This window comes from Mesorhizobium sp. B2-3-15, from assembly GCF_006442875.1.
In the GTDB taxonomy this organism is placed as follows: domain Bacteria; phylum Pseudomonadota; class Alphaproteobacteria; order Rhizobiales; family Rhizobiaceae; genus Mesorhizobium; species Mesorhizobium australicum.
Genome location: NZ_VFVO01000006.1, coordinates 345,491 through 372,234, shown reverse-complemented (window position 1 = coordinate 372,234; position 26,744 = coordinate 345,491). Strand labels below are relative to the sequence as shown.

Genomic DNA, 26,744 nt, shown 5'->3' with positions numbered 1-26,744 from the left:
GATCGCCGAGGTGTCGCCGGCGATGTTGTTGATCGTGTTGCCGAGATTGGTGATGTTGCCGCCGATATTGGCGATGTCGGTCGTGTTCTGCGTCACCTGCTGGTTGGTGGCGAAGAGCTGCGAGCCGTTGACGGCATCGGTCGAACCGCCGTTCAACTGTCCGGCCGCGACGTTCTGGATCTGGCGCTCGGCGCCGGCCGAGCCGACCGAGAAGGCGCCCGCCGGCGTGCCGCCGGCGAAGGTGTAGTTGACGCCGCCGATCGTCGTGCCGCCGACATTGGTCGTGGCGCCCGACGTCGAATTCAGGCCGATCGCGACGTCGCCGGCATTGTTGGCCACCGCGTTCGGGCCGACAGCGACGGAATCGGCTCCCAGCGCCTGCGAATCCGCCAGCGTCGAGTTGGCGTGGAAATACTTGATGCCGCCGCCGACATTGATGTTGTTGACGACGGCGCCGATGGCGTCGACCGCCTGGTTGGTGGCGGCGAGCTGCGAGCCGTTGATCGCGTCAGTCGAGAGCGCGCTGATCCGCCCCGCAGCCAGGTTGGTGATGGTGCGTTCCGCGCCCGGCGCGCCGATGCTGACCGTCGAGGTCGGGTTGGTGCCCTGGAAGGCATAGGTCGTGCCGTTGACCACCCCACTGGCGGTGCCGACCGCCACGGCGGTCACCGAGCCCGAGCCCAGCGCCACGTCGCCCGAGCTTGCCGCCGCCGAGGCGCCGTTGCCCAGCGCGACATTGCCGACGAAACCGGCGGCGCCCGCGGTGGAGCCGTTGCCCAGCGCGACGGAGCCTTGCCCGATCGCCTTGTTGTTGTTGCCGATGGCGACGGCGCCATTGGCCATATTGGCTCCGGTCGCGGTCGCCGTGCCGTCGCTGTTGGCGATGTTGTTGGCGCCGCCGGTGAAGGCGCCGGTGCCGCTGGCGAAGCTCGGATCGCCGATGGCGACCGCGCCGTCGCCAAAGGCGGTGTTGTTCGCACCGATGGAGACGGCTTGGCCGCCGGTCGCCACGGCGTTGGTGCCCATGGCAACCGCGTTGGTGGAACTGGCCGCGGCATTGTTGCCGATGGCGATGGCGCTCGTAGCCGACGCCGCGGCGCCGATGCCAAGTGCGGTGCTGGCAACCCCGCTGGCGTTGGAACTGACGCCGGCAGCGAGGGAATTGTCTCCCGTAGCCTTGGATCCTGTCCCGTACGAGGAGGCGTTTGTGCCACTCGCAACAGCCTGGCGTCCGGTGGCTGTGGAATTGTCGCCGCTGGCGTTGGTACCGGCGCCTACGGCAACCGATAAAATACCACCGGAATTTGCATTGTTGCCGAGCGCAAGGCCCGAGGTCGCGGTGCTGGCAACGATTGCGCCCGAGCCTATCGCAACAGCACCACCGGCTGCAAGCGCCTGCGCTTGGTTACCCATGGCGACCCCGAAGGCTCCCGATGCAACCGTGCTGGCGCCGACGGCGACCGAGTTAGTTGCCGATGCCGCGGCTGTGACGCCCATCGCTATGGCGGACGTGCCCGTTGCCTTGCTTTGACGCCCGATCGCAGTGGAATCAACCTGAGACGCCAGTACGTCCGTGCCAATGGCGATGGCGCTTTCCTGAAGGGCACCCCCTCCCGCAACAGTTCGGTTGCCAAGATTGACGGCATTGATCGCGGTCGCGGTCGCCTGGAAGCCGATGGCGATGGCGTTCTGATTGCTTGCGACGGCGCTATTACCTTGGGCAAGCGAATCCAGCCCGGACGCTGTTGCCCCAAACCCGAGCGCGGTGGCGCGCAGCCCGGTCGCCCGGGTAACGTAGCCGATCGCCGTCGAGTTCAATCCGTCGGCACGCGCGTTCAGGCCAAAGGCGGCCGCGCCTGCGGCTGCAACCGAGTTGACGCCAATCGAGCTTGCTCCGTCCCCGTTGGCATGGGCGTTCCCGCCCAAAGCGAGGGCGTTGACGCCGGTCGCGCCCGCGAACACGCCTATGCCTATGGAATTGAGGCCATTGACACTCATCGCATAGCCGATGGCGATCGTAGCGTCGCCCGTTGCACTGTTGGAGGTGCCCAACGCCGTGCTGTTATTGCCATTCGCCGTGGCGCCGTTACCGATGGCGACGGCGTTGCCGCCTGTCGCGGACCCGCCGCCCGCCTGATATTGCGCCAGGGCCGGCGTTGCAGCCATGCCGATCGCGAAGGCGCCCAGCATCGCGGCCGGCGCCCCGCCGACGCCCAGCGTTCCCAGCCCCAGGCGCTTGCGCCCCATACCCAGCGCGCGATGAGCCATGCGCAAGACCGCCATCAAACGACGGCGAACCGAGCGAGAGCGAGGATCGGCATTCGCGATCCAGTTGCCGGCGAGATGCGCCGCGCGACGCTGCACAACAGGCGAGCCGCTCGAAATCTGATTGTCGGTCATGGTGCCCTCTCCGCTGGCCGGCATGGAATCGTCTGACAATTCCAGTCCACGGCAGGAAGACATGATTCCTGCTTGCCGTATTTCACGAAATTGCTGTCTTGTGAGAAAAGACCCGAGCATATAGGCGGAGGTTAACAGCTCGTTACCTTAGCAACTGCTTTAAAACCAAGTAACCAAGAAACGGTGTGGGCGACGCTTCATCTAATCTTGGCGTTAAGCTTCCCTACCCGCGCCTGCAATGGGGTCACCTGCCGGTATTTCTTCATCACGGTGGTAAAATGGCTCTGGCTTGAAAATCCACTGGAATGAGCGATGTCGGCGATCGTCATGCGGCTGTCGGCAAGCAGCCTTTCGGCGAGGTCCAGCCGCAGGTCGAGAACATATTGATGCGGCGGCACGCCGAACGTCCTGGCAAACGCCCGCACGAAATGAGAAGGCGACAACCCGCACACCGCAGCCATCTCGGCAAGCGCCAGCTTGCGGGTGAAGTTCTCGTGCAGGAAGTCTTGCACCTTGCGTGCGGCGCGGGGAGAAAGCCCGCCTTTTGCAGTGAGCGCCGGCTGCCGCGCCGAATTGATTCGAGAAACTGACCCGGGGAAACCATCATCGCCCGGCATTCTTCGGCCTCCTGATAAGTTCCAGATAAAGTTCAACCCGAGGCCTCCCTGGCCGTTCCCGCGAAAAACAATTCGTGATTGCTCGACGCGGGCCGGCGTCGTCGTGAGGCCCGTTCATGTGAGCGATCCGTCCGGACGGCGAACGATGCGCAGGCTGCATGGGCGCAAGCACGATCCCTGCGGAGTACTCCTTGGCCAGGAATGTCTGCGAGCCGGGCCCGCGAACGGAATAAATTACGCTTCCTTGCGCTGTGGCCCCGTGGGGACCTGCGCTTTCAGGAATGATGTCCAGGACGTATCGAGCTGCTCGCTCCCGGTCGATGCCTCGGGAAATGCCGCTTTCCCGTGCCTCGTCCGCATTTTTCATTGGCACTGCCTCAGCCGTTTCGACGACGCCTCACATCCCCTTCCCGGCCCCGAAGACAGCGTAACGCAGCCATCTTCGCTTGGGAAGAACTCCCACGTGCAAAGAAAAATCTTTATTCGAGAAAAGAAACAAAGAATGGCGGCGAATGGGAGTTGCCGAGCGTTTCATTTTCGCTCGGCGCGAGGTCTTCGCCATCCAGGAGTTCGCCAATCGGTGCTGACACGCCCGGTCGCGCGATTCTGTGTTCTCGTCAACCGCTGACGGCAGGTGCCTGGCGCAGCCTGCGCTGATTGATGGCTTGCCCGCGAGGTCGAGCATGGGAGCCGCCGTTCGGAGCCGGTGATTGGCAGTCCGCTGCTACAGATCACCGCGCCGGTTCTCGTACAGATCCCAGGCGAGTTCCACGAAAGCCAGAAGAACATCGTCCCGCTTCCAGCCGGCCGCCACCGCGGCCTGCACGATCTCATTGACGAGAGGCAGCAACTGGTCCTGGCAATCGGCCGGCGCATCGCCGTCGCCCACTGGTGGCCCCTCGAAGTTGAACGTCATCATTCGGCGCCCCCTTCGCCATCAACCGAAGTGTTACATCGCTAATTTCATTCCCTCTGATATACAATGGATGCGGTACCAAAGTACAGGAAGCCTCGATGACCAAAGCAGCGCGGGACGACGCCGGATCGCACCGGCTCTATGCTTTCCCACGCGGTGAGGCTGGGCTCTCTCAGGTGGAATTTATCGCAGGTTGATCGAGCCAACTGCTCAATCCTCAAACGAACGTTCCCACCAGCAGGAGAGCAACGCTTGGCGGCCGAGGCTCTCGCGATCAGCGGCGGCCTGCCGTGCTCGCGACGGCGAGGCCGTCAAGGCCGCGGTCCGCGCCGATATCGACGCCGCTTTCAGCGTCCTGGTTGGCCTGCTCAAATAACCGTGCGCCGCCGTTCTCGCACATGCAGAGACGTGGATACGGCCGGCTGCATTGCCTTATGCGGGCACTCGCTGGATAGTCCCGGCAATGTTCGAGACCCTGGCGATTCACTGGCCCCAAATACTGGCGATCATCTCGGTGGTGATGGCGACCATCGGCATTGCCCATGCTGTCATGACCAAGGAGGACGTCCGCGCCGCCACCGGCTGGGTCGGCATCATGGTGCTGTCGCCGATCCTCGGCGTGCTGATCTATGCCGTGGCCGGCATCAATCGCATCCGCCGCGCCACGATCAGCGCCCAGCGCCCGCTCGCCGATGGCATGGTGTCGGCCAAGCATGAACGCGACGTCGCCCTCGAAGAGGCGTTGATCATCGAGCGCTATGGACAGCGGTTCACTGGCCTCAGGACGCTGGGCGACAGGGTGGCGCGGCGAACGCTCAACCCGGGAAATGCAATCGAGGTGCTGGAAAGCGGCGACGAGGCCTACCCGGCCATGTGCGCGGCGATCGACGGGGCCGAGCGCAGCGTCCTGCTCGAGACCTATATTTTCGACAACGACGCCGTCGGCCTGCTTTTCGTCGAAGCGCTGGCCGGCGCCGTCCAGCGCGGCGTCACCGTCCGTGTGCTGATCGATGCCGTCGGCGCCCGCTACTCCGTGCCCAGCATCCTGGGGCATCTGCGCCGCGCCAACATCACGGCGGATGTCTTCAACGGCAACATCGTCATGGGCCTGCGCCTGCCCTATGCCAACCTGCGGACCCACCGCAAGATCCTGGTGGTCGACGGCACGGTTGCCTTTACCGGCGGCATGAACATCCGCAAGGGTTTTTCGGCGGAGTTCGCCGGGTCGAAAAGCGCCAGGGATACGCATTTCCAGGTCACCGGCCCCGTTGTCGCCGATCTCTTCTCCGTCGCCGCCGAGGACTGGCGCTTTGCCACCAAGGAGGCGCTGAAGGGCGATGCCTGGCGGATCACACCGGTTTCGCCACCCGCCGGCCAGCCGATGCTGGTGCGTGCGGTCGCATCCGGACCGGATGCAAGCAACGAAACCAACCACAAACTGCTGATCGGCGCCTTCTCGGTCGCGCGCAAGTCGATACGGCTGATGTCGCCCTATTTCCTGCCGGACCGGGAATTGATCAGTGCCTTGATCACCGCGGCCAGGCGCGGCGTCGAGATTGATGTCGTGGTGCCGGCGGTGAACAACCTCTTCCTTGTCGATCGCGCCATGACCGCGCAATTCGACCAGATCCTGAAGAATTATTGCCGCATATGGCGCACGGAAGGGCCCTTCGACCATTCCAAGCTGCTTTCGATCGACGGCGCGTGGGCCTATGTCGGGTCCTCCAACCTCGATGCCCGCTCGCTGCGGCTCAACTTCGAGATCGACCTTGAGGTCCTCGACGCGGGTTTTGCCACCGAGATCGAGACCCGGATCGGATCGGCGATCGAAACGGCCGTCCCAGTCACGCTGGCGTCCTTGCGGGCGCGTCCGTTCATCATCCGGCTGTTCGATCGCATGCTCTGGCTGGGATCGCCCTATCTCTAGGAAACTATCTCTGGGAAAAAACCTGTCGTTAAGAAAACGACGTGTTTACCGGATAGGGTGTCGCCAACCATGGAACATCGGCTGAAAGACTCTATTTCTAGGTGCATGGTGAGAACAGCAAGGACGATCGGCGCGCGATGCGAATGAACGGGCGCAGCCTGCCGGCCAATATGCTCCTGTCCATTCGCGACCGGCGGATGCGCAAGGCCAACGCCTTCTCGGCGAAGAAGGACGGCGTCACCGGGACGCTGGTCGCCTCCTACAACGTCCACAAATGCATCGGCGTCGACCGCAAGTTCGATCCCGACCGCACCAGCCGCGTCATCCGGGAGATCGCCCCCGACGTGATCGCCCTGCAGGAGGCCGACAATCGTTTCGGCGACCGTGACGGGCTTCTCGACCTGCACCGTCTAGAACTCGAAACCGGCCTCGTGCCGGTGCCCATTTCAGCAACGGGCAAAGGCCATGGCTGGCACGGCAATGTCCTGCTGTTCAAAAGGGGCGTCGTTCGCGACGTGCATCAGATCAGGCTCCCGGGTCTCGAACCGCGCGGCGCGGTGGTCGCGGAAATCGATCTCGACGGAAATCAGTCCTTGCGCATCATCGCGGCCCATCTGGGCCTGCTGCGCCGCTCCCGCTCGCAGCAGGCCCAGGTCGTGCTGGATATCATGAACAGTCCCGACGAGAAGCCGACGCTCCTGCTCGGCGACCTGAACGAATGGCGGCTCGGCAACCGCTCCGCGCTGAACACGCTGCACGCGAGCTTCGGCCCGCAGCCCCCTGCCGTTCCCACCTTCCCGTCCAATCTGCCGCTGCTGGCGCTCGACCGGATCATGGCCAACCGGCACGGCATGATCGGGACCATCGAAGCGCATGACACACCGTTGTCGCGCGTGGCCTCCGACCATCTGCCGCTGACCGCCTTCGTCCACTTGTAATATGCGGCCGATAACGGCTTGGTGTCGCCAGCGTCGCAAAGCGTGTGGATTTGAGCGGAACACCCGGTTGTTCCGCGAGTTTATGTGTGTTGAACATGCAGGAGGACGGAATGAAAAAGTTGATTTTGGCTTCGGTGCTGGCGTTTGCCGCGACAGCTGCGGCGATTGCGCCCACGCAGGCTGCCAGCGTGACTATCCAGTCCGACGACGGCAACCAATATTCCTCGGACGAAGATTCGGGAATCGTCGTGCGCCGTCATCATGAGCGCCGCTACGACAACGAGTATGATGGCGACCAGAGCGTCCAGTATGACAACGACGGCTACCGCTGGCGTCACCACCGCCATCACCGCTGCCACATCGAGACGGTCGTGCATTGGCGCCACCACCACAGGGTGGTCGAAGACGTTCGCGTCTGCGGCTGATCAACGTCTCCTGCCAAGCCGATACTTTTCGCCACCAGGCATTCTGGGCATAGCCACCGACCTTCCAGGGTCGGTGGCTATGCTGCATTGCACAAATTTGCGGCCTTGCTCATAATGCGGGCATGGTCCGAACTTCCCTCGCCGTCCTGGTGATCGACGAAAACCGCATCCGCGCTTCGATAATCGAAGCCGGATTGCGCGAGGCGGGTCATCAGCAGGTCACCGTCATCCATGACGTCTCGGGCATTGCGCGCCGCATTGCCGAGATCGAACCCGACGTCATCGTCATCGACCTTGGCAATCCCAACCGCGACATGCTGGAAAACATGTTCCAGCTGTCGCGGGCCGTAAAGCGCCCGATCGCCATGTTCGTCGACCGCTCGGATCAGGCCTCGATCGAGGCCGCGGTCGATGCCGGCGTTTCGGCCTATGTCGTCGACGGGTTGAGGCAGGAGCGCGTCAAGCCGATCCTCGACATGGCGGTGAGCCGCTTCAACGCTTTCTCGCGCATGGCACGTGAACTGGAAGAGGCGCGCAGCGAACTCGAGAGCCGCAAGGTGATCGACCGCGCCAAGGGCATCTTGATGAAGTCGCGCGGCCTGACCGAAGAGGCCGCCTACACGCTGCTGCGCAAGACCGCGATGAACCAGAACCGCAAGATCGGCGACATCGCCCAAAGCCTGGTGACTGCCGCCGGGCTTCTCGGACCGGCGGAGGACGAATGAGCATGGGCGCCGAGCACCAGATCACCGCCGGCTTCATGCCGCTTTTCGATAGCGCCGTGCTGGTCGCGGCCGGCGAACTGGGCTTTGCCGCGCGCGAAGGCATCGATCTCACCCTGCACCGCGAGACCTCCTGGGCCAACATCCGCGACCGCATCGCCATCGGCCATTTCGACCTCGCGCACATGCTCGGACCGATGCCGCTCGCCTGCAATCTGGGCCTCACTCCGCTCGCCTCCGAGACCATCGTGCCCTTTTCGCTGGGGCTCGGCGGCAACTGCGTCACCATCTCCAACGCCGTCTGGGCCGGCATGGCGGCGCACGGTGCGGCACCCGATCTCGATCCGGCCCGTGCCGGCGCGGCACTTGGCGCCTTCATCTGCGAGCGGGCCGACGCCGGCCGGGACCCGCTGCGTTTCGCCGTCGTGCATCCGCATTCCGGGCACAATTACGAACTGCGTTACTGGCTTGCCGCCTGCGGCGTCGATCCATCGCGCGAGATCGAGATCGTCATCGTGCCGCCGCCCTTCATGGCCGACGCGCTGGCCGCCGGCCGCATCGACGGCTATTGCGTCGGCGAGCCCTGGAACAGCGCCGCGGTGGCGGCCGGCACCGGCCATATCGTCACCGTCAAGGCACGGATATGGCGCAACAGCCCGGAGAAGGTGATTGGCGTGCGCAAGGCCTGGGCCGAACAGGTCCCAGAGGCGCTGGCGGCCCTCTTGCGCGCATTGCATCACTCGGCGCGCTGGTGCCAGGATCCGGCGAACCGCGACGAACTGGCCGCGGTGATGGCGCAGCGTGGCTTCCTTGGCCTGCCTCCGGCGGTCCAGATGCCGATCCTGACCGGCCATCTCCAGCTGGGCGGCGGGGCGGAGCTGGACATCGACGACTTCTTCGTGCCGTTCGACAAAGCCGCCAACTTTCCCTGGAAAAGCCATTCGCTGTGGTTCTACACGCAGATGGTCCGCTGGGGCCACGTCGCGCACACGCCCGACAATCTCGCCATCGCCCGCGACTGCTACCGCCCAGATCTCTACCGCTCGGCACTGAAGCCACTCGGGGTGGCGCTGCCCGGCGCCAATGCCAAGGTCGAAGGCGCGCTCAAGGCCGCGACCGCGGTAGGCGCGACGGGAGCCGGCCTCATGCTCGGACCGGACGGTTTCTTCGATGGCCAGATCTTCGATCCAGACGAGATCGACGCCTATATCGAGAGGCAAAAATCAGCCATCGGGGAAGCCTGATCATTTTAGCGCCATGCTTGTGCATTGCACAAAAATTATGCGCTCGAAAGGTGAGCTGACCAATGTTTGACCTCAGTCGCGACGGATCGGGTCGCCGCATAAAGCCCCCATCGTATTGATTCCATTTGGATTTTTCGGCCAGAGGTAAACTGGCACGGTTCCTGCTTTGAAATAAACGAGCCTTCACGGGCAATGGAACAGGCGTCCAATGGCGGGCGCCGTAGGCAAAGCTGCCGCTCAGGTCACTGCGCAATCCCCAGGGATGCGCGAAGCCTGGCCGGTGGCTTTTTTGTTTTTGGCCGAACACGCAATCGACGGCGCTTCCAACGCGCCCAACCGGAGACGACGATGACGAAACGGATCGGAACTGGCACGTCCCTCAAGGATTTCACCCGCCGCGATTTTCTGGCCAGCAGCGCGCTGACGGCAGGACTGTTCCTCGCCGCAAAGACATTGTTTCCCGCCGGCGCTCATGCCGAAGGGAAAGGTCCCGAAGTAACCGGCGCCAAGCTCGGCTTCATTGCGCTGACCGATGCCGCGCCCCTGATCATCGCCAAGGAGAAGGGCCTGTTCGCGAAATTCGGCATGCCTGATGTCGAGGTGCTCAAGCAGGCCTCCTGGGGCGCGACGCGGGACAATCTGATGCTCGGCGGCGAAGCCAATGGCATCGACGGCGCCCACATCCTGACGCCGATGCCTTACCTCATGCACACCGGCAAGGTGACGCAGAACAACCAGCCGCTGCCGATGGCGATCGTCGCCCGCCTCAACTACGACTGCCAGGGCATTTCGGTCGCACAGGAATATGCCGCGACCGGCGTCGGCCTCGATGCCGCCAAGCTGAAGGACGCCTTCGCCGCCAAGAAGGCCGAGGGCAAGGAGGTCAAGGCCGCCATGACCTTCCCGGGCGGCACCCATGATCTGTGGCTGCGCTACTGGCTGGCGGCCGGCGGCATCAACCCGGACAAGGACGTCTCGACCATCGTCGTGCCACCGCCGCAGATGGTGGCCAACATGAAGGTCGGCAATATGGACGTGTTCTGCGTCGGCGAGCCGTGGAACGAACAGCTTGTCCATCAGGGCGTCGGCTTCACCGCCGCCACGACCGGCGAACTCTGGAAGGGCCATCCGGAAAAGGCGCTCGGCCTGCGCGCCGCCTTCATAGAAAAATATCCCAACGCCACCAAGGCGATCGTCATGGCGGTGATGGCGGCACAGCAATGGTGCGACGCCAAGGAAAACAAGGACGAGATGGCCGCCATCATCGGCAAGCGGCAATGGATGAATGTGCCCGTCGCCGACATTATCGGCCGCCTCAAGGGCGACATCAACTACGGCAATGGCCGGGTCGCCAGCGCCACCGACCTCTACATGAAATTCTGGAAGGGCGGCGTCTCCTACCCGTTCAAGAGCCACGACAGCTGGTTCCTCACCGAAAACATCCGCTGGGGCAAGTTCGCGCCGACCACCGACATCAAGGCGCTGGTCGACCAGGTCAACCGCGAGGATATCTGGCGCGAGGCGGCCAAGGAACTCGGTGTCGCCGCGAGCGACATCCCGGCCTCGTCCTCGCGCGGCGTCGAGACCTTCTTCGACGGCAAGACTTTCGATCCGGCCAACCCCTCGGCCTATCTCGACAGCCTGACCATCAAGGCATCGGCTTAGTCAGGCCGTTTGTACCCAACGCAAACGGCGCCAGCGCCGTTTGGCGCTCAGTACCGCACCAGCACACCACGGAGTATCCCCAGGACATGTCCATCCAAGCCGTCGAGGACACCAAGGTGAAAGCATTCCCGGCCAAGTCAGCCGAGGTGGTCGCCTTCACCGCCAAAGCGCGGCGCCGTGTCGATCCGGTGGCGGTTGCCACCAGGGTGGCCAGCGTTCTCGTCCCGCCCGCCATCGTCATCGCCCTTCTGCTTGTCGTCTGGCAGGTCGCCTGCTCGTCACCGACGGCAAGCCTGCCGCCGCCGAGCCAGGTGTGGAACGAGGCCTATGACCTGATCGCGCATCCGTTCTTCGACAACGGCCCGCAGGATATCGGTCTTGCCTGGCGGGTGCTGATCTCGCTGCAGCGCGTCGCCATCGGCTTCGGCATGGCGGCGGTCGTCGGTGTGGCGCTCGGCGCGCTGGTCGGCCAGTCGATCTGGGCGATGCGCGGCCTCGATCCAGTGTTCCAGATCCTGCGCACCGTGCCGCCGCTCGCCTGGCTGCCGCTGTCGCTCGCCGCCTTCCGCGACTCCAACCCGTCGGCTCTGTTCGTGATCTTCATCACTTCGATCTGGCCGGTCATCATCAACACTGCCGTCGGCGTGCGCAACATCCCGCAGGACTATCGCAATGTCGCCCGCATCCTGCGGCTGAACCAGCTCGAGTTCTTCATCAAGATCATGGTGCCGGCCGCTGCGCCTTACATCTTCACCGGCCTGCGCATCGGCATCGGCCTGTCCTGGCTCGCCATCGTCGCGGCCGAAATGCTGACCGGCGGCGTCGGCATCGGCTTCTTCATCTGGGACGCGTGGAATTCGTCACGGCTGCCCGACATCATCGTCGCGCTCGCCTATATCGGCGTCACCGGCTTCTGCCTCGACCGCCTGGTCGCGGCGGTCGGCGCCTTTGTCACCCGCGGCACGACGGCAAAGTGAGGAGAGCGCCATGACCGCCTATCTCAAGCTCGACCATATCGACAAATCCTTCGCTCGTGGCAGCCAGGTAAGCGATGTGCTGAGGGACATCCGGCTGACCATCGACAAGGGCGAATTCGTCTCCATCATCGGCCATTCCGGTTGCGGCAAGTCGACCTTGCTCAACCTGATCGCCGGCTTGACCAAGGTTTCCGCCGGCGCGGTGTTGCTGGAGGACAAGGAGGTCGACAGCCCCGGCCCCGAGCGCGCCGTTGTGTTCCAGAACCACTCGCTGCTGCCGTGGCTGACCGTCTACGAGAACATCAATCTGGCGGTGTCGAAAGTCTTCGGCCGCTCGAAGAGCAAGGCCGAGCGGCATGACTGGATCATGCGCAATCTCGACCTCGTGCAGATGGCGCATGCGAGCGACAAGCGGCCGGCCGAAATCTCCGGCGGCATGAAACAGCGCGTCGGCATTGCCAGGGCGCTTGCCATGGAACCCAAGATCCTGCTGCTCGACGAGCCGTTTGGTGCGCTCGACGCCTTGACCCGCGCCCATCTGCAGGACGCTGTGATGGACATCCATTCCAGGCTGGGTTCGACGACGATCATGATCACCCATGACGTCGACGAGGCGGTGCTGCTGTCCGACCGCATCGTCATGATGACCAACGGCCCGGCGGCGACCGTCGGCGAGGTGCTGCCCGTGCCGCTGGCGCGGCCGCGCCGACGCATCGAACTTGCCTCCGACCGGACCTTCCTGCGTTGCCGCGAGGCGGTGCTGAAGTTCCTCTACGAACGCCACCGCTTCGTCGAAGCCGCGGAGTAACGCCATGACCGAAAAACTCGTCATCATCGGCAACGGCATGGCGCCCGGGCGCATGCTGGAGCATCTGCTGGAACAGGCGCCGGGCCGCTACGCCGTCACCATCTTCAACGCCGAGCCCAGGGTCAATTACGACCGCATCATGCTGTCGCCGGTGCTCTCCGGCGAGAAGGCCTATGAGGAAATCATCATCCATGGCGACGGCTGGTACATCGCCAATGACATCACCCTCTACAAGGGCCACAAGATCATGGCCATCGACCGGCAAGCGAAGACCGTCACCTCCGACCACGGCGTCACCGAGCCTTACGACAAGCTTGTCATCGCCACCGGCTCGGTGCCGTTCATCATCCCGGTGCCCGGCCACAATCTGCCGGGCGTGCTGACCTATCGCGATCTCGACGACGTTCAGGCGATGATGCTCGCCGCCCAGTCGCGCGCCAAGGCCGTCGTCATCGGCGGCGGCCTGCTCGGATTGGAGGCGGCGGCCGGCCTCAACGCGCAAGGCATGGATGTCACCGTGCTGCACGTCATGCCGACGCTGATGGAGCGCCAGCTCGATCCGGCCGCCGGCTACCTCCTGCAGCGCGCGGTGGAGCAGCGCGGCATCAAGGTCGTCACCAAGGCCAACACGCAGGCAATCACCGGCAATGGCAAGGTCGAGCGGGTGGAACTCGCCGACGGCACAATCATCCCGGCGACGCTGGTGGTCATGGCGGTAGGCATCCGGCCGAACGCGGCACTGGCCAAGGATGCAGGCATTGCCGTCAACAGAGGCATCGTCGTCGATGCCGGGATGCGCAGCAACGACCCGGATATCTACGCACTCGGCGAATGCGCCGAGGTGGGCGGCATGGTCTACGGGCTGGTGGCGCCGCTCTATGAGATGGCGCGTGTCGCCGCTCATCAGCTTGCCGGCGACGAGACCGCCGCCTTCGTCCACATGGACACGCCGACCAAGCTGAAAGTCACCGGCATCGACCTCTTCTCGCTCGGCGACTTCGCCGATGGCGACGACCGCCAGGAGATCGTGCTGCGCGACGCCTCGGCCGGCGTCTACAAGCGGCTGGTGCTCAGGGATGACCGCATCATCGGCACCGTGCTCTATGGCGAGACATCGGACGGCGCCTGGTTCAACGACCTGAAGAAGAAACAGACCGACATATCGCAGATGCGCGATACGTTGATCTTCGGCCAGTCCTACCAGGGGGGTGCCCCGCTGGACCCTATGGCGGCCGTTGCAGCCTTGCCGGATGATGCGGAAATCTGCGGCTGCAACGGCGTCTGCAAGGGCAAGATCACGGGCGCGATCACGGGCAAGGGCCTGACTTCGCTCGACGACGTGCGCGCCCACACCAAGGCGTCGGCGTCTTGCGGCTCCTGCACCGGGCTGGTCGAAAAGCTGATGGTGCTGACCCTTGGCGACACCTACAACCCGGCCGCCGTGCAGCCCATGTGCTCCTGCACCGTTTTCGGCCATGACGACGTGCGAAGGCTGATCAAGGCCAAGGGACTGAAGACCATTCCGGCGGTCATGCAGGAGCTGGAGTGGAAGACCTCCTGCGGCTGCGCCAAATGCCGGCCGGCCCTTAACTACTACCTCGTCTGCGACTGGCCGGACGAGTATGCCGACGACTACCAGTCGCGCTTCATCAACGAGCGCGTCCACGCCAACATCCAGAAGGACGGCACCTATTCGGTGGTGCCGCGCATGTGGGGCGGCGTCACCAATGCGGCCGAACTGCGCGCCATCGCCGACGTCGTCGACAAATTCGAGATTCCGATGGTCAAGGTCACCGGTGGCCAGCGCATCGACATGCTGGGCATCCGCAAGGAGGACCTGCCGGCGGTGTGGGCCGATCTCGGCCAGGCCGGCTTCGTCTCGGGCCATGCCTATGCCAAGGGGCTGCGCACGGTGAAGACCTGCGTCGGCTCGGACTGGTGCCGCTTCGGCACGCAGGATTCGACAGGTCTCGGCATCCGCATCGAGAAGTTCATGTGGGGCTCGTGGACGCCGGCCAAGGTCAAGATGGCGGTGTCGGGCTGCCCGAGGAATTGCGCCGAGGCGACCTGCAAGGACGTCGGCGTCATCTGCGTCGATAGCGGTTACGAGATCCATTTCGCCGGCGCCGCCGGGCTCGACATCAAGGGCACGGAAGTGCTCGGCCTGGTCAGGACCGAGGACGAGGCGTTGGAGCATATCGTGGCGCTGACGCAGATGTATCGCGAGCAGGGCCGCTATCTCGAACGCATCTACAAATGGGCCAAGCGCATCGGCATCGCCGAGATCAAGCGCCAGATCATGGACGATGGCGAGAAGCGCAAGGCCTATTACGACCGCTTCATCTTTTCGCAGAAGTTCGCCCAGGTCGATCCATGGTCCGAGCGCGTGTCCGGCAAGGACAAGCACGAGTTTCGGCCGATGGCTTCGGTAGGATTTGCGCAGGCGGCGGAGTGATGGAGATGTTTGCGCGAGGCACCCCCCTCTGGCCTACCGGCCATCTCCCCCGCAAGGGGGGAGATCGGATGTCATATCTGCTTTCGCCAATCTCCAGCGCTGAAGAAAATGCGCCTGCGCTCAAGCTGCCAATCTCCCCCCTTGCGGGGGGTGAGGCGTGGTCCGCGAAGCGGACGGAAAGCCAATTGCTTGGCTTTTCGAACGACGAACGCCAGGAGCGACAGCGAAGGGCCGGGTCCGGCAGGACAGAGGGGGGCGCCTTGGCGCAATCCTATCAAGCAAAGGCACACCTATGACCTGGACATCGATCGGCACCCTCTCCGACATTCCCCGCCGTGGCGCGCGCTGTGTCGCCACCCCGCAAGGCAAGATCGCTGTCTTTCGCACCGCCGAGGATCAGGTTTTCGCTATTGACGACCATTGCCCGCACAGGGGCGGACCGCTGAGCCAGGGCATTGTCCATGGCGCGGCCGTGACGTGCCCTCTGCACAATTGGGTCATCTCGCTTGAGACAGGCAAGGCGCTTGGCGCCGACGAAGGCGCCGTGCGCACGATTCCCGTGAAGCGGGAGGGCGAGCACCTGTTCGTCGCGCTGGAAGCGCTGGCCAGCCGGGCGGCCTGAACCATGGAGATTGACGCAGCGCGCGAGGTGAGGACCACCTGCCCCTATTGCGGGGTCGGCTGCGGCGTGCTGGCGAAGATCGCCGCGGACGGGCAGGTGTCTGTCCGCGGCGATCCCGATCATCCCGCGAATTTCGGCCGGCTCTGTTCCAAGGGCTCCGCACTGGCCGAGACGATCAACCTCGACGGCCGGCTGCTCCATCCACAAATCCACGACCGCCCGGCCGGCTGGAACGAGGCGCTCGACCTCGTCGCCTCGACCTTCCGGCACACCATCGCCGAACATGGCCCCGACGCGGTCGCCTTCTACGTCTCCGGCCAGTTGCTGACCGAGGATTACTATCTCGCCAACAAGCTGATGAAGGGGTTCGTCGGTTCGGCCAACATCGACACCAATTCGCGGCTCTGCATGGCTTCGTCGGTTGCCGGCCACCGCCGCGCGTTTGGTTCGGACACCGTGCCGGGAACCTACGAGGATCTGGAACTGGCCGACCTGATCGTGCTGGTAGGCTCCAATCTCGCCTGGTGCCATCCCGTGCTCTATCAGCGCATCGCGGCTGCCCGGGAAAAGCGGCCCGAGATGAAGGTAGTGCTCGTCGATCCGCGCCGTACCATGACATCTGACATCGCAGACATGCATCTGGCGATCGCGCCGGATGGCGACGTCGCCCTGTTCACCGGCCTGCTCGCCTGGCTCGGCCAGCACAATGCGCTCGAGCGTGCCTATATCACGGCGCATACGGCCGGATTCGGACAAGCCCTGTTCGCCGCCTCGACGCTCGACCTTGCCGGCGTCGCTGCCGCCACGGGCCTCAGCGAAGACCAACTTAGCCGTTTCTACAGCCTGTTCGCCAGGACGGAAAAGACCGTCACCGTCTACAGCCAGGGCGTCAACCAGTCGTCCCAGGGCACCGACAAGGTCAACGCCATCATCAACTGCCATCTCGCCACCGGCCGCATCGGAAAAGCGGGCGCCGGCCCTTTCTCGGTCACCGGCCAGCCCAACGCCATGGGCGGCCGCGAGGTCGGCGGCATGGCCAACATGCTCGCCGCCCACATGGATATCGAAAACCCCGGGCATCGCGAACGCGTGCAGCGCTTCTGGAAGGCGCCGGCGATTGCCGGGGAGCCCGGTCTCAAGGCGGTCGAGATGTTCAAGGCGGTGGCCGATGGGCGCATCAAGGCGTTGTGGATCATGGCCACCAACCCGGTCGATTCCATGCCGGATGCAGGGGCAGTCGAGGCGGCGATCAAGGCCTGCCCGTTCGTCGTGGTGTCGGACGTGCTGGCCGAGACCGACACGGTCCGCCACGCCCATGTCCGGCTGCCGGCCACGGCCTGGGGCGAGAAGGACGGCACCGTCACCAATTCCGAGCGCCGCATCTCGCGCCAGCGGCCGTTTTTGGCCGCCCCCGGCGAGGCGCGGCCCGACTGGTGGATCATTGCGGAAGTGGCAAGGCGGATGGGCTTTGGCGAGGCGTTCGCGCATGAGAGCCCAGTGGAGATCTTTGCCGAGCACGCCGCGCTGTCGGGGTTCGAAAATGATGGCGAGCGGGATTTCGACATCAGCGCTTATGCTGCGATCGATGTTGAGGATTACGAAGGATTGGCTCCGTTCCATTGGCCGGCGCCGAGCCCAGGCACCCCCCTCTGGCCTGCCGGCAGGCCAGAGGGGGGTGCTCAAGCTCGGCTTCAATCAGAAGGGGGTGCTCAGGCTGGAACTCGGCCAGAGGGGGCCACTTCGATCGAACGCCAACCAACCCGTTTCTTCGCCGACGGCAACTTCTACACGCCCGACCGCAAGGCCCGCTTCATCGCTCTGCGTCCAACCGTCGAAACCCGCATCACCGCCGCCTTCCCGCTCGTCCTCAACACCGGCCGGATCCGCGACCACTGGCACACCATGACGCGCACCGGCAAAAGCCCGCGCCTGTCCCAGCACATCGCCGAGCCCTTCGTCGAAATCCACCCCGAGGATGCACAGCTTTACGGCATTGGCGACGCTGACATCGCGCGCGTCTCTACTCCGCGCGGCGATGTGCTGGTCCGCGTGCTGGTGACCACGCGCCAGCGCCCGGGCAGCCTGTTCGCGCCGATGCACTGGACCGACCAGTTCGCCGCCAGGGGCCGGCTCGACACGCTCACGGCATCGCTTACCGATCCCGTGTCGGGGCAGCCGGCGCTAAAGCATGTCGCCGCTCGCATCGAGAAATTCACCGCTGGGGCCTTTGGCTTTGCCGTGACACGCAAAAGGCCCGTGACGATGGCCGCCGACTACTGGGCGACCGCCAGATGCCGGGGCGGCTGGCGGGTCGAACTGGCCTTTACCAATGACGATATCGACTGGACGGCCTTCGCCGGCTCTCTCTTCGATGCCGCGGATGCCGAAATGCTCGCCTATCACGACCGCGAGGCCGGCCAGCACCGCATCGCCGCCTTCCAAGGCGAGCATCTGGCGGGTGCCTTGTTCATCGCACCCGGTCCGGTCGCGGTGTCGCGCGGCTGGGCCGCCGAGCAGCTCGGCGAGGTCCACGCCAGCCAGCGCGAACGCTTCAGGATCGTCGCCGGCCGTGCCGGTGCCGAGCGGCCCGATGCCGGCGCGACCGTCTGTTCCTGTTTCAACATCGGGGTGAACCAGATTACCGCGGCCGTGGCGGCCGGCTGCAACAGTGTCGAAGCCATCGGCGCCACGCTGAAGGCAGGGACCAATTGCGGTTCCTGCCGGTCGGAAATCCGCACGATCATCCAGGCCCGTCGGGTTCAGGCGGCCGAGTGAAGGTGTCCGTCCCACCTGGCAAAGTGGCACGGCCTTGCGAAATCGGCGGAACCCGCAAGGGCTTCAACCTGTCCAACGGTTAATTCGACTTGGCTGGGACTCATTTGGTTGATGGAGGTGAAAGATGCCGCCATGGACCAGCAACTGGAAACGCCTTGACGACCGTTGCGCCACGCTGCGGCTGGATCTCGCCGTTCGGCTAACGATTCGGAAGGGGTTCTCAAGCATAGCAAACGAGACGATAACCGTTGCCGTGGATCTGTGTCTCGGCTGGCCCTGTTCTTCGTAGTTGGTACGTCTGGACACAGATGTCGAAGACTGGAAAATGGGGAACGCAATCTCGCCATGCGAGTTGATTCAAGGCATCGGGAGATCATCGCTGAATCTGCAAGACATAGCCGGCCATCCAGCCTTGCACCGCTACGTTCAGGAACAGTCGCAGTCCCTGATCCGCATCTATGAGGAAAGCCCGCGGCTGGCTTCGATCTTTGCCACGCAGCAGCGCTGGCTGTTGGGCCATGTCGGCCTTGCCATGCACTTCAGGCGCGACCCGAACGACCGCCGCAAGGACCTGACCGTATCGCGTTTCATCGAGGTCGTGCACAAGAACGCGGTTGCCAGCCGCAACACGGCGGACGCCTTCATCAAGGAGATGCTGCACTACGACATCGCCGAGTATGTGGCGGGTGGGGACGGCCGCACGCATCCCCTGCAACCGACGGCGGCGACGATTGAGCGATTCACCGGCTGGGTAACAGCCCATCTGCGCACGCTCGACCATATCGATGGCGGCAACCGGCTGGCCAGGTTCCTGGAGCGGCCCGACATGCTTGCCACGCTGCAGCCGCTGGTGGCTGACGGCTTGCTAGCCTCAAAGCCGGTGCGCGAACCCAACCAGACCTTTTCCCTTTTCATCTGGCTCAACAATGGCGGCATCGTCATGGACTGGCTGATGTCGGGCATCAACCCCGACCATGCCGGGCTGGAGCGAATTCCGACCGGCGTGGTTTCGATCGGCGACTTCGCCAAATGGCTCAAGCTGTCGCGGACCCATCTCAGCCGTAAACTGCGCACGGCGGAGGAACTCGGCAGCATTGGCTGGCTTGGTCAGCGCGGCAATTCGGTGATGTGGGTGTCGCACGGATTCTACGAGGAATACATGATCGTCCAGGCCGCCAAGCTGGCCGTCGTCGACAGCGCCTTCGCAGCGTGTTTTTCCACCGACCGCCGAGTCCCGTCACCTCCCAACTTGTGAAGGTGATGCAGGCTTATTTAAAGCGTCGATCGCGCGGGCGCGGCGCCGGTCAGACTGGTTGCGCCTCTTCGGTATGGCGTGCGCTCCAATGGCGCAGCACGACGGGAACGACAAGCGCCAGGCCGAGCAGCGAGGAATAGAGCTCAGGCGCCACCAGCAGCAGGGCGGCAAATACCAGGAGCACGTTCTCCCATGGGCGCGTGCGCACCAGCAGGTAGCGCGACAGGGCGGCCCCCAGGCAGGTGATGCCGAGCACGCAGCCGCCAAAGGCCAGGAAGAAATTCGGCCAGGTGAAGTCCTTTGTCACCAGCAGCAGGGACGGCGAGAAGACGAACACGAAAGGAACCAGCGCCTTGCCCAACCCTAACCGGAAGGCGGTGTTGCCTGTCTTGAACGGGTCCGCCCCCGCCATGCCGGCCGCCGCATAGGCGGCCAGCGCCACCGGTGGCGTGATGTCGGCCAGCAGGCCGTAATAGAAGACGAAGAAGTGGGCGACGATCGGTTCGGTGCCCAGCATGACCAGCGCGGGTGCCGCGATGGTCACCATGATGATGTAATTGGCCGTCGTCGGGATGCCGCAGCCCATCAGGATGCAGACCACGCCGGTCATGAGCAGGGTGAACAGCAGCGTCAGGCTCTGGGCCGAGAAGATCGACTCGGGGATGAAGGTGCCGAACAGGAGCGACAACTGGCCCGCCGTCGAGGTGACGATGTAGGATAGCTTGAAGCCGACGCCGGTCAGGGTGACGACGCCGACGACGATGCCGACGGTGGCGGCCGCGGCACCGACGGCGAGCGCATATTTGGCGCCGTCGCGCAGGCATACTGCGATGTCGGCAACCGACATGCGACGGCGCGGATTTAGCAAGCCGACGGCGATGCAGAGCGTGATGCCCCAGAAGGCGGCCATGTAGGGCGTGTAGCCCGAGAGCAGGACGCCGATGAGGACGACGAGCGGGATGATCGTCGGCCAGTCCCGCTTCAGCGCCTCGACGACGTCGGGCATCTCGTCCGGCCTGAGCCCTCGGAGGCCGGTGCGCTTGGCCTCGAAATGCACCTGCATGAACACGCCGAAGAAATGCATGAAGGCAGGCACGATGGCGGCCAGAATGATGGTCGTGTAGGGCAGTTCGAGGAATTCGATCATCAGGAAGGCGGCCGCGCCCATGATCGGCGGCGTGACCTGACCGCCGGTCGAGGACGCCGCCTCCACCGCCGCGGCGAAATGTTTCTTGTAGCCGAGCTTGATCATCGCCGGGATGGTCAGCGAGCCGACGGTGACGGTGTTGGCGACCGACGAGCCGGAGATCATGCCGAACAATGCCGAGCCGAAGATCGATACCTTGGCGGGACCGCCGGCGTAGCGGCCGGCGACCCAGGCGGCACAGTCGAGGAAGAGCTGGCCGAGGCCTATGCGGGTTGCGAAGACGCCGAACAGCACGAAATGGAAGACGTAGGTGGCGACGACGCCGAGCGCGATGCCGTAGATTCCCTGCGTCGTCAGATAGAGGTGATCGACAAGCTGGGAAACGGACGCGCCGGGGTGCACCAGAATGCTCGGCATGTACCGCCCAAACAGTGCGTAGGCCATGAAGATGCACGCGATGATCGGCAGCGGGATGCCGACGGAGCGGCGCGTCGCTTCCAGGAGGAGCAGGATCAGGATAACGCCCAACACCACATCGAGCGTCGTGGGGTTGCCGACGCGGAAGGCAAGATCGTCGAGCGGGATCATCGGCACGTGCAGGACGGCCACCACGGCGGCGAGCGCCAGCAGCCAGTCGAAAAGCGGTATGCCAAGCGGCCGCAGGAAGCTGGATTGCGCGGGCTGGTCGTAACCCTTCTTCACCAGCGGGAAGACGAGGAAGATCAGCGCCAGCACCATCGACAGATGGATGCCTCGGTGCAGCATCTCCTGCAGCAATCCGAAGCCGGCGGTGTAGTAGTGAAACAGCGACAGCGCCACCAGGAGGAAGCCGACCAGCCAGCCCGCGGCCTGGGTCAATGGCCGGAATCGGATTTCGGAGTCGAATTTCTCCTCCAGTTCGCGAGCTTTCTCCTCATCGAACTCCATCGCGGAAAGCGTGATTTTGTCATCGTCGCTCATGGCCGGTTCCGTGTCCTGAGTTTCCAGGCAAAAGAGGCGGAAAGCACGCCTCCCGCCTCGCTGTCGTCCATCGGTCCTACGCGCTGGTAGCTCCTACTTCAGGGCGCCGACTTCCTTGTAGAATTTCTCCGCACCGGGATGAAACGGAATGCCTGCGCTGGTGACCGCGTTCTGGAGCGTGATCAGCTTGCCCTTGGCATGGCCGGCCTGCAGCGCCTTCTGGGTCGCGTCGCTGTAAAGCGATTTGACGATCTTGTAGACGAGGTCGTCGGTCTGCTTGGCGCTGGTCACCCATTGCGCGGCGACGGATATGGTCTTGGTCTCGCCGACATTCTTGTAGGTGCCTTCCGGCACAGTGTCGGCGGAGAAGAACTTCTGCTCGGACAGGAGCTTGTCGGCTTCGGGGCCGGTGATTGGAACCAGGGTGATGTTGTTGGTGCTGGCAAGTTCGACGATGGCGCCGGTCGGATAGCCGCCGACGAAGAAATAGGCGTCCATGGCGCCATCCTGGAGCCGCTCGCCGGCCGGACCGGGCTTGAGGTATTCGGGCTGCACATCTTTCTCCGTCAGCCCGTATGCGCCGAGCACGAGGCGCGCGTCGACAATGGTCCCTGAGCCCGGCTCGTCGAGGGAAACGCGCTTGCCCTTCAGGTCCGCCACCGTCTTGATGCCAGCATCCGCTCGGGCGACCAGATGGATCGTTTCGGGATAGAGCGTCGCGATGAGGCGCAGGTCATCAGCCTTGGGCTTGCCCTCATAGAGGCCAGTGCCCGAATATGCCCAGTAGGCGACATCGGATTGCGTAAACCCTGATTCGGATGCACCCGACTGGATGGCGCTGATGTTGGCGACCGACCCGTTGGAGGACGTGGCGGTGGCGACCAGGCCTTCGACGCCGGCCGGCCCCGTTGCCGAGATGGCGTTGGCGATCAGGCCACCCACCGGATAGTAAGTGCCGGACGTTCCACCCGTGCCGATGCGGAAAAAAGCCTGCTGCGCGTGCGCCGGCGAAAGGCCGGCGGCGGCCAAAGCCAAAGCTCCTGTGCCTATGGAAAAGGTGCGGCGGTTGATCGAAACAGTCATAACTACCTCCGAGTCAAAGATCGGCAGGATGTTGCAGCAACCGGAAGGTTGTCAACCTGCGCGTGCTTTTTGGCCGTTTCCAAAGCGCTTCCAGGAAGGGTATGTTTCCGCCCGGAATCGCGTAAAAACAGGGACTTAATGGATGGCACCCGGCTCCGGGCCAACGACCTGCATAAATCAGGGGCTTACAGCAGGTCGGGCGAATCCTATTCGCCGCGACATGCCGTAGAGCGGTTTAACCGCGTCGCCGGCGTCACCTGCCTGTTGGCGACAACCAACCAAACACAAGAACCCTGAAACAAAAACCCGCCTTGCGGCGGGTCATCGGCGCATGTCGGCACCATGCGGAAGATGGTAGCATAACTGCACTCGGCAATCAACCTCCGGTCGCAAACGGTTCGGGTGCGCAACGACACCCGAACCGGGCCGGCGTTCTCAATCGATGTCGAACGAGACGCCCTGGGCGAGCGGCAGCGCCTTGGAATAGTTCACGGTGTTGGTGGCGCGCCGCATATAGGCTTTCCACGCATCTGAACCGCTCTCGCGGCCGCCGCCGGTTTCCTTTTCGCCACCGAAAGCGCCCCCGATCTCCGCGCCGGAAGTACCGATATTGACGTTAGCGATGCCGCAATCCGAACCGTCGACACCGAGGAAGCGCTCGGATTCCTGCAGGTCGCGGGTGAAGATCGACGACGACAGGCCGGCGCCGACCGCGTTGTGCTCGTCGAGCACGGCGTCGAAATCGGAATACTTCATCACATAGAGGATCGGCGCGAAGGTCTCTTCCGTCACCGGTGCAACCTGCTTCGGCATTTCGACCAGCGCCGGGTGCACATAATAGGCATCGGGATGGCCGTTCTCGACCCGGCTGCCGCCAGTCACCTTGCCGCCATGCGCGGCCGCCTCCGTCAGCGCCTTCTGCATGGCGTCGAAGGCGGCCTTGTCGATCAGCGGACCGACCAGTGACGAGGTCTCCAGCGGATTGCCGACCGAGACGCTCTGATAAGCCTTCTTCAGCCGCGGCACCAAGGCGTCGTAGACGCTGTCATGGACGAACAGGCGGCGCAGCGTCGTGCAGCGCTGGCCGGCGGTGCCCATGGCGCCGAAGGCGATGGCGCGCAGCGCCATGTCGAGATCGGCCGTCGGGCAGACGATGCCGGCATTGTTGCCGCCCAGTTCCAGCACGGCGCGGGCGAAACGCTTGGCCAGGCGCGGACCGACATCCCGGCCCATGCGGGTCGAACCGGTGGCCGAGACCAGCGGCACCCTGGGATGGTCGACCAGTATCTCGCCGACCGCACGGTCGCCGATCAGAACCGGTGCCAGTCCTTGCGGTGCGTCAGTGCCGAAGCGCTTGACCGCACGCTTGAAGATCGCCTCGCAGGCAAGCGCGGTCAGCGGCGTTTTCTCCGACGGCTTCCATACCACTGCATCGCCGCAAACCAGCGCAAGTGCTGCGTTCCACGACCACACCGCGACCGGGAAGTTGAATGCGGAGATGACACCGACGACGCCAAGAGGATGCCAAGTTTCCATCATGCGGTGGCCAGGACGCTCGGTGGCGATTGTCAGGCCGTACAATTGCCGGGACAAACCAACGGCGAAATCGCAGATGTCGATCATTTCCTGCACTTCGCCGAGCCCTTCGGACGGGATCTTGCCGACCTCGATCGACACCAGCCGGCCAAGCTCGGCCTTGTGCGTGCGCAGTTCCTCGCCTAGCAGCCGCACCAGTTCGCCGCGCTTGGGACCCGGCACCAGCCGCCAGGACTGGAACGCCTTGTGGGCTGCATCGATGGTCTTTGCCGCGTCGGCCGGCGAGATCGTCTTCAGCGCCGCGATCCGCTCACCCGTCACCGGACTGCGCACGATCAGGTCGCCGCCGTCAAGCGCCTCCTTGGCCACGCCCAGTTTCGCCAGAAGCTCGCCCGTTTCCTTCGCTATCGTCATTTCTGTCCCTTTCAGAATCCCGCCGCTCATAGGGCGCGGGTCAACGCCTTGCGCCATGCCTTCCCGGCGCCGTCGCGGCTGGAAGGGGCTGTCATGGCGTGGCATTACCTGTTTCAGGGGAAAATCGCCACCCCGGCATGGTCCAAGCCCGGGCTGCACGATTGAGCCAGGCGATGCTCGGGCCGACCGGGCGCAGGGGCTCAGTTTGCCTTTTTCGCCGGCGTGCGTACGGCGCCGTCCTTGATCAGACGGTCGATATGCATGCGGATATGGGCAGCTTCCGCCGCCGTATTGGCGAGCGCGATGGCGCGGTCGAAGGCAATGCGTGCCTCCTCGCCCCGGTCGAGTTGCATCAACAGCCCGCCCTTGAGGCCGAAGAAATGGAAATAGCCCGAAAGCCTCGGCTCGAGCGGCTCGATCATCGCCAGCGCCGCCTCCGGTCCGCGCACCTTGGCGACCGCGACCGCACGGTTGAGCGTGATGACCGGCGACGGCTGCATCTGCTCGAGCAGGCCATAGAGCAGGTCGATCTCCACCCAGTCGGTGTCCTCGGCTTTCTCGGCCCGCGCGTGGAGCGCTGCGATCGCCGCCTGGACTTGATAGGGACCTGGCTTGCGATGGCGCAGCGCCTTGTCGACGAGCGCCAGCCCTTCGTCGATCATCTTGCGGCTCCACAGGCTTCGATCCTGGTCCTCGAGCAGCACGATCTCGCCATCATCGTCAAAACGTGCCGGTGCGCGTGCGTGCTGCAGCAGAAGCAGCGCCGTCAGCCCCATGATCTCCGGCTCGGTCTGGAACAGCCGCAGCAGCAGCCGGGCAAGCCGGATCGCTTCCTCGCACAAGGGCGCGCGAGCCGGCGCCTCGCCGCTGTTGGTCGAATAGCCCTCGTTGAAGATCAGGTAGACCATGGACGCGACCGCCCCGAGCCGCTCGGAGCGCTCGACCGCGCCCGGCGTCTCGAACGGCACGCCAGCGTCCGCGATGCGCGCCTTGGCGCGGGTGATGCGCTGCTCCATCGCGCTCTCGCCGACCAGGAAGGCGCGCGCGATCTGCTTGACGGTGAGGCCGGAGACGACGCGCAGCGCCACCGCGATCTGCTGCGTTGCGGGCAAATCAGGGTGACAGCAAATGAACAGCAGCCGCAATATGTCGTCGCGGTAATGCGCTCCGTCCAGCCGCTCGGCGATGTCGCTTTCGGCGTCCTCCAGATCGGAAACCTGGTCCTCTTCCGGCATCGGCGCCTGCTTGGCACGCTTGCGCACAGCGTCGATGCCGCTGTTGCGGCCGACGAAGATCAACCAGGCCGCCGGATCGCGAGGCGGCCCGTTTTGCGGCCAGTTCTTCAGCGCCTTGAGGCAGGCGTCCTGGAAAGCTTCCTCCGCCGTGTCGAGATCGCGGAAATAGCGCAGCAGCGCGCCCATCGCTTGTGGACGGGCAGCGCTGATCGCGGAGCTTATCCAGGCGAGTTCGGTCATGCCGGAACCCTCGTCGGATGGAACACCGATACCGGGCGGATTTCGTAGGAACCGCCGCTTGGGTTGACCTCGGAGAGCTCGCGAGCGAATTCGACGGCCTCGTCGAGGTCGGCGCAATCGAGCGTGTAGAAACCGAGGAACTGTTCCTTGGTCTCGGCGAACGGCCCGTCGATGACCAGCGATTCACCTTTCACTTTCCGCAGCGTCGTTGCCGCCGTCGTCGGCAAAAGCCGCGCCACGGGCCCAAGCCGGCCGGCGTTGGCATACTTCTCCTGAACGCCGAGCAGGTCGGCCATGACCTTGTCGTCCTGTTCCTTGCTCCAGGAACAGACGACATCTTCGGAGGCGTAGCAGAGGATGGCGTAGAGCATGGACGGTCCTTT

The 26,744-nt window shown here is 64.3% G+C and carries 19 protein-coding genes and 1 pseudogene; 12 read left to right on the top strand and 8 right to left on the bottom strand.

Annotated elements, in window-relative coordinates:
• The 3 genes and pseudogenes from FJ954_RS15350 to FJ954_RS15335 all read right to left on the bottom strand — a co-directional run.
• Window positions 1–2,400, bottom strand: a pseudogene (locus FJ954_RS15350) (calcium-binding protein); the annotation flags it as partial.
• A 197-nt stretch (window positions 2,401–2,597) separates the two neighbouring features.
• Window positions 2,598–3,017: an AraC family transcriptional regulator gene (locus FJ954_RS15345; protein ID WP_015315964.1), complete on the bottom strand. Its 420-nt coding sequence runs from the start codon at window positions 3,015–3,017 to the stop codon at window positions 2,598–2,600.
• 724 nt (window positions 3,018–3,741) lie between these two features.
• Complete coding sequence (locus tag FJ954_RS15335; protein ID WP_015315963.1) at window positions 3,742–3,936, bottom strand: hypothetical protein; 195 nt, start codon at window positions 3,934–3,936, stop codon at window positions 3,742–3,744.
• Between the two features lie 460 nt (window positions 3,937–4,396).
• Between FJ954_RS15335 and FJ954_RS15325 the strand changes: the two genes are divergently transcribed.
• The 12 genes from FJ954_RS15325 (at window position 4,397) to FJ954_RS15270 (ending at window position 19,746) form a co-directional block, all read left to right on the top strand.
• Window positions 4,397–5,860 carry a phosphatidylserine/phosphatidylglycerophosphate/cardiolipin synthase family protein gene (locus tag FJ954_RS15325; RefSeq protein WP_140661848.1) on the top strand — a complete coding sequence of 488 codons (1,464 nt, stop codon included), beginning with the start codon at window positions 4,397–4,399 and terminating at the stop codon, window positions 5,858–5,860.
• Window positions 5,861–5,997: 137 nt separating this feature from the next.
• Window positions 5,998–6,798 carry an endonuclease/exonuclease/phosphatase family protein gene (locus FJ954_RS15320; protein ID WP_140619516.1) on the top strand — a complete coding sequence of 267 codons (801 nt, stop codon included), beginning with the start codon at window positions 5,998–6,000 and terminating at the stop codon, window positions 6,796–6,798.
• Window positions 6,799–6,908: 110 nt separating this feature from the next.
• A complete protein-coding gene (locus tag FJ954_RS15315) occupies window positions 6,909–7,223 on the top strand; it encodes a hypothetical protein (RefSeq protein WP_140661847.1) in 315 nt (104 codons plus the stop codon).
• Between the two features lie 122 nt (window positions 7,224–7,345).
• On the top strand, window positions 7,346–7,948 hold the full coding sequence (locus FJ954_RS15310; RefSeq protein WP_140661846.1) for an ANTAR domain-containing response regulator: 603 nt from the start codon (window positions 7,346–7,348) through the stop codon (window positions 7,946–7,948).
• Window positions 7,949–7,950: 2 nt separating this feature from the next.
• Window positions 7,951–9,189, top strand: coding sequence for a CmpA/NrtA family ABC transporter substrate-binding protein (locus FJ954_RS15305; RefSeq protein WP_181177825.1), 1,239 nt, complete (start codon window positions 7,951–7,953; stop codon window positions 9,187–9,189).
• Window positions 9,190–9,537: 348 nt separating this feature from the next.
• Window positions 9,538–10,854 (top strand): CmpA/NrtA family ABC transporter substrate-binding protein, encoded by a 1,317-nt coding sequence (locus tag FJ954_RS15300; RefSeq protein ID WP_140661844.1) that lies wholly within the window; start codon window positions 9,538–9,540, stop codon window positions 10,852–10,854.
• A gap of 86 nt (window positions 10,855–10,940) precedes the next feature.
• Window positions 10,941–11,831 (top strand): nitrate ABC transporter permease, encoded by an 891-nt coding sequence (gene ntrB, locus FJ954_RS15295; RefSeq protein WP_140619509.1) that lies wholly within the window; start codon window positions 10,941–10,943, stop codon window positions 11,829–11,831.
• Window positions 11,832–11,841: 10 nt separating this feature from the next.
• On the top strand, window positions 11,842–12,639 hold the full coding sequence (locus FJ954_RS15290; RefSeq protein WP_015315955.1) for an ABC transporter ATP-binding protein: 798 nt from the start codon (window positions 11,842–11,844) through the stop codon (window positions 12,637–12,639).
• Between the two features lie 4 nt (window positions 12,640–12,643).
• Window positions 12,644–15,094: a nitrite reductase large subunit NirB gene (gene nirB, locus FJ954_RS15285; RefSeq protein ID WP_140661843.1), complete on the top strand. Its 2,451-nt coding sequence runs from the start codon at window positions 12,644–12,646 to the stop codon at window positions 15,092–15,094.
• Window positions 15,095–15,386: 292 nt separating this feature from the next.
• Entirely contained in the window at window positions 15,387–15,716 is a 330-nt protein-coding gene (gene nirD / locus FJ954_RS15280) for a nitrite reductase small subunit NirD (protein ID WP_140661842.1), read from the top strand.
• A 3-nt stretch (window positions 15,717–15,719) separates the two neighbouring features.
• Window positions 15,720–18,491, top strand: coding sequence for a nitrate reductase (locus FJ954_RS15275; RefSeq protein WP_140661841.1), 2,772 nt, complete (start codon window positions 15,720–15,722; stop codon window positions 18,489–18,491).
• Between the two features lie 325 nt (window positions 18,492–18,816).
• The gene (locus FJ954_RS15270; protein ID WP_140661840.1) at window positions 18,817–19,746 is read left to right on the top strand and encodes a hypothetical protein; all 930 of its coding nucleotides are present in this window, start codon (window positions 18,817–18,819) and stop codon (window positions 19,744–19,746) included.
• Window positions 19,747–19,795: 49 nt separating this feature from the next.
• On the opposite strand, the gene FJ954_RS15265 is transcribed toward FJ954_RS15270, so the two are convergent.
• The 5 genes from FJ954_RS15265 to FJ954_RS15245 all read right to left on the bottom strand — a co-directional run bounded on the left by FJ954_RS15265 (window position 19,796) and on the right by FJ954_RS15245 (window position 26,732).
• Window positions 19,796–21,853 carry a TRAP transporter permease gene (locus FJ954_RS15265; RefSeq protein WP_140661839.1) on the bottom strand — a complete coding sequence of 686 codons (2,058 nt, stop codon included), beginning with the start codon at window positions 21,851–21,853 and terminating at the stop codon, window positions 19,796–19,798.
• Between the two features lie 93 nt (window positions 21,854–21,946).
• Complete coding sequence (locus FJ954_RS15260; protein WP_015315949.1) at window positions 21,947–22,936, bottom strand: TAXI family TRAP transporter solute-binding subunit; 990 nt, start codon at window positions 22,934–22,936, stop codon at window positions 21,947–21,949.
• Between the two features lie 435 nt (window positions 22,937–23,371).
• Window positions 23,372–24,886 (bottom strand): aldehyde dehydrogenase family protein, encoded by a 1,515-nt coding sequence (locus FJ954_RS15255; protein ID WP_140661838.1) that lies wholly within the window; start codon window positions 24,884–24,886, stop codon window positions 23,372–23,374.
• Window positions 24,887–25,086: 200 nt separating this feature from the next.
• Window positions 25,087–26,361, bottom strand: coding sequence for an RNA polymerase sigma factor (locus FJ954_RS15250; RefSeq protein ID WP_140661837.1), 1,275 nt, complete (start codon window positions 26,359–26,361; stop codon window positions 25,087–25,089).
• On the bottom strand, window positions 26,358–26,732 hold the full coding sequence (locus FJ954_RS15245; RefSeq protein WP_015315946.1) for a YciI family protein: 375 nt from the start codon (window positions 26,730–26,732) through the stop codon (window positions 26,358–26,360). Before FJ954_RS15245 ends, FJ954_RS15250 begins: the two co-directional genes overlap by 4 nt.
• Between the last annotated feature and the right edge of the window lie 12 nt (window positions 26,733–26,744).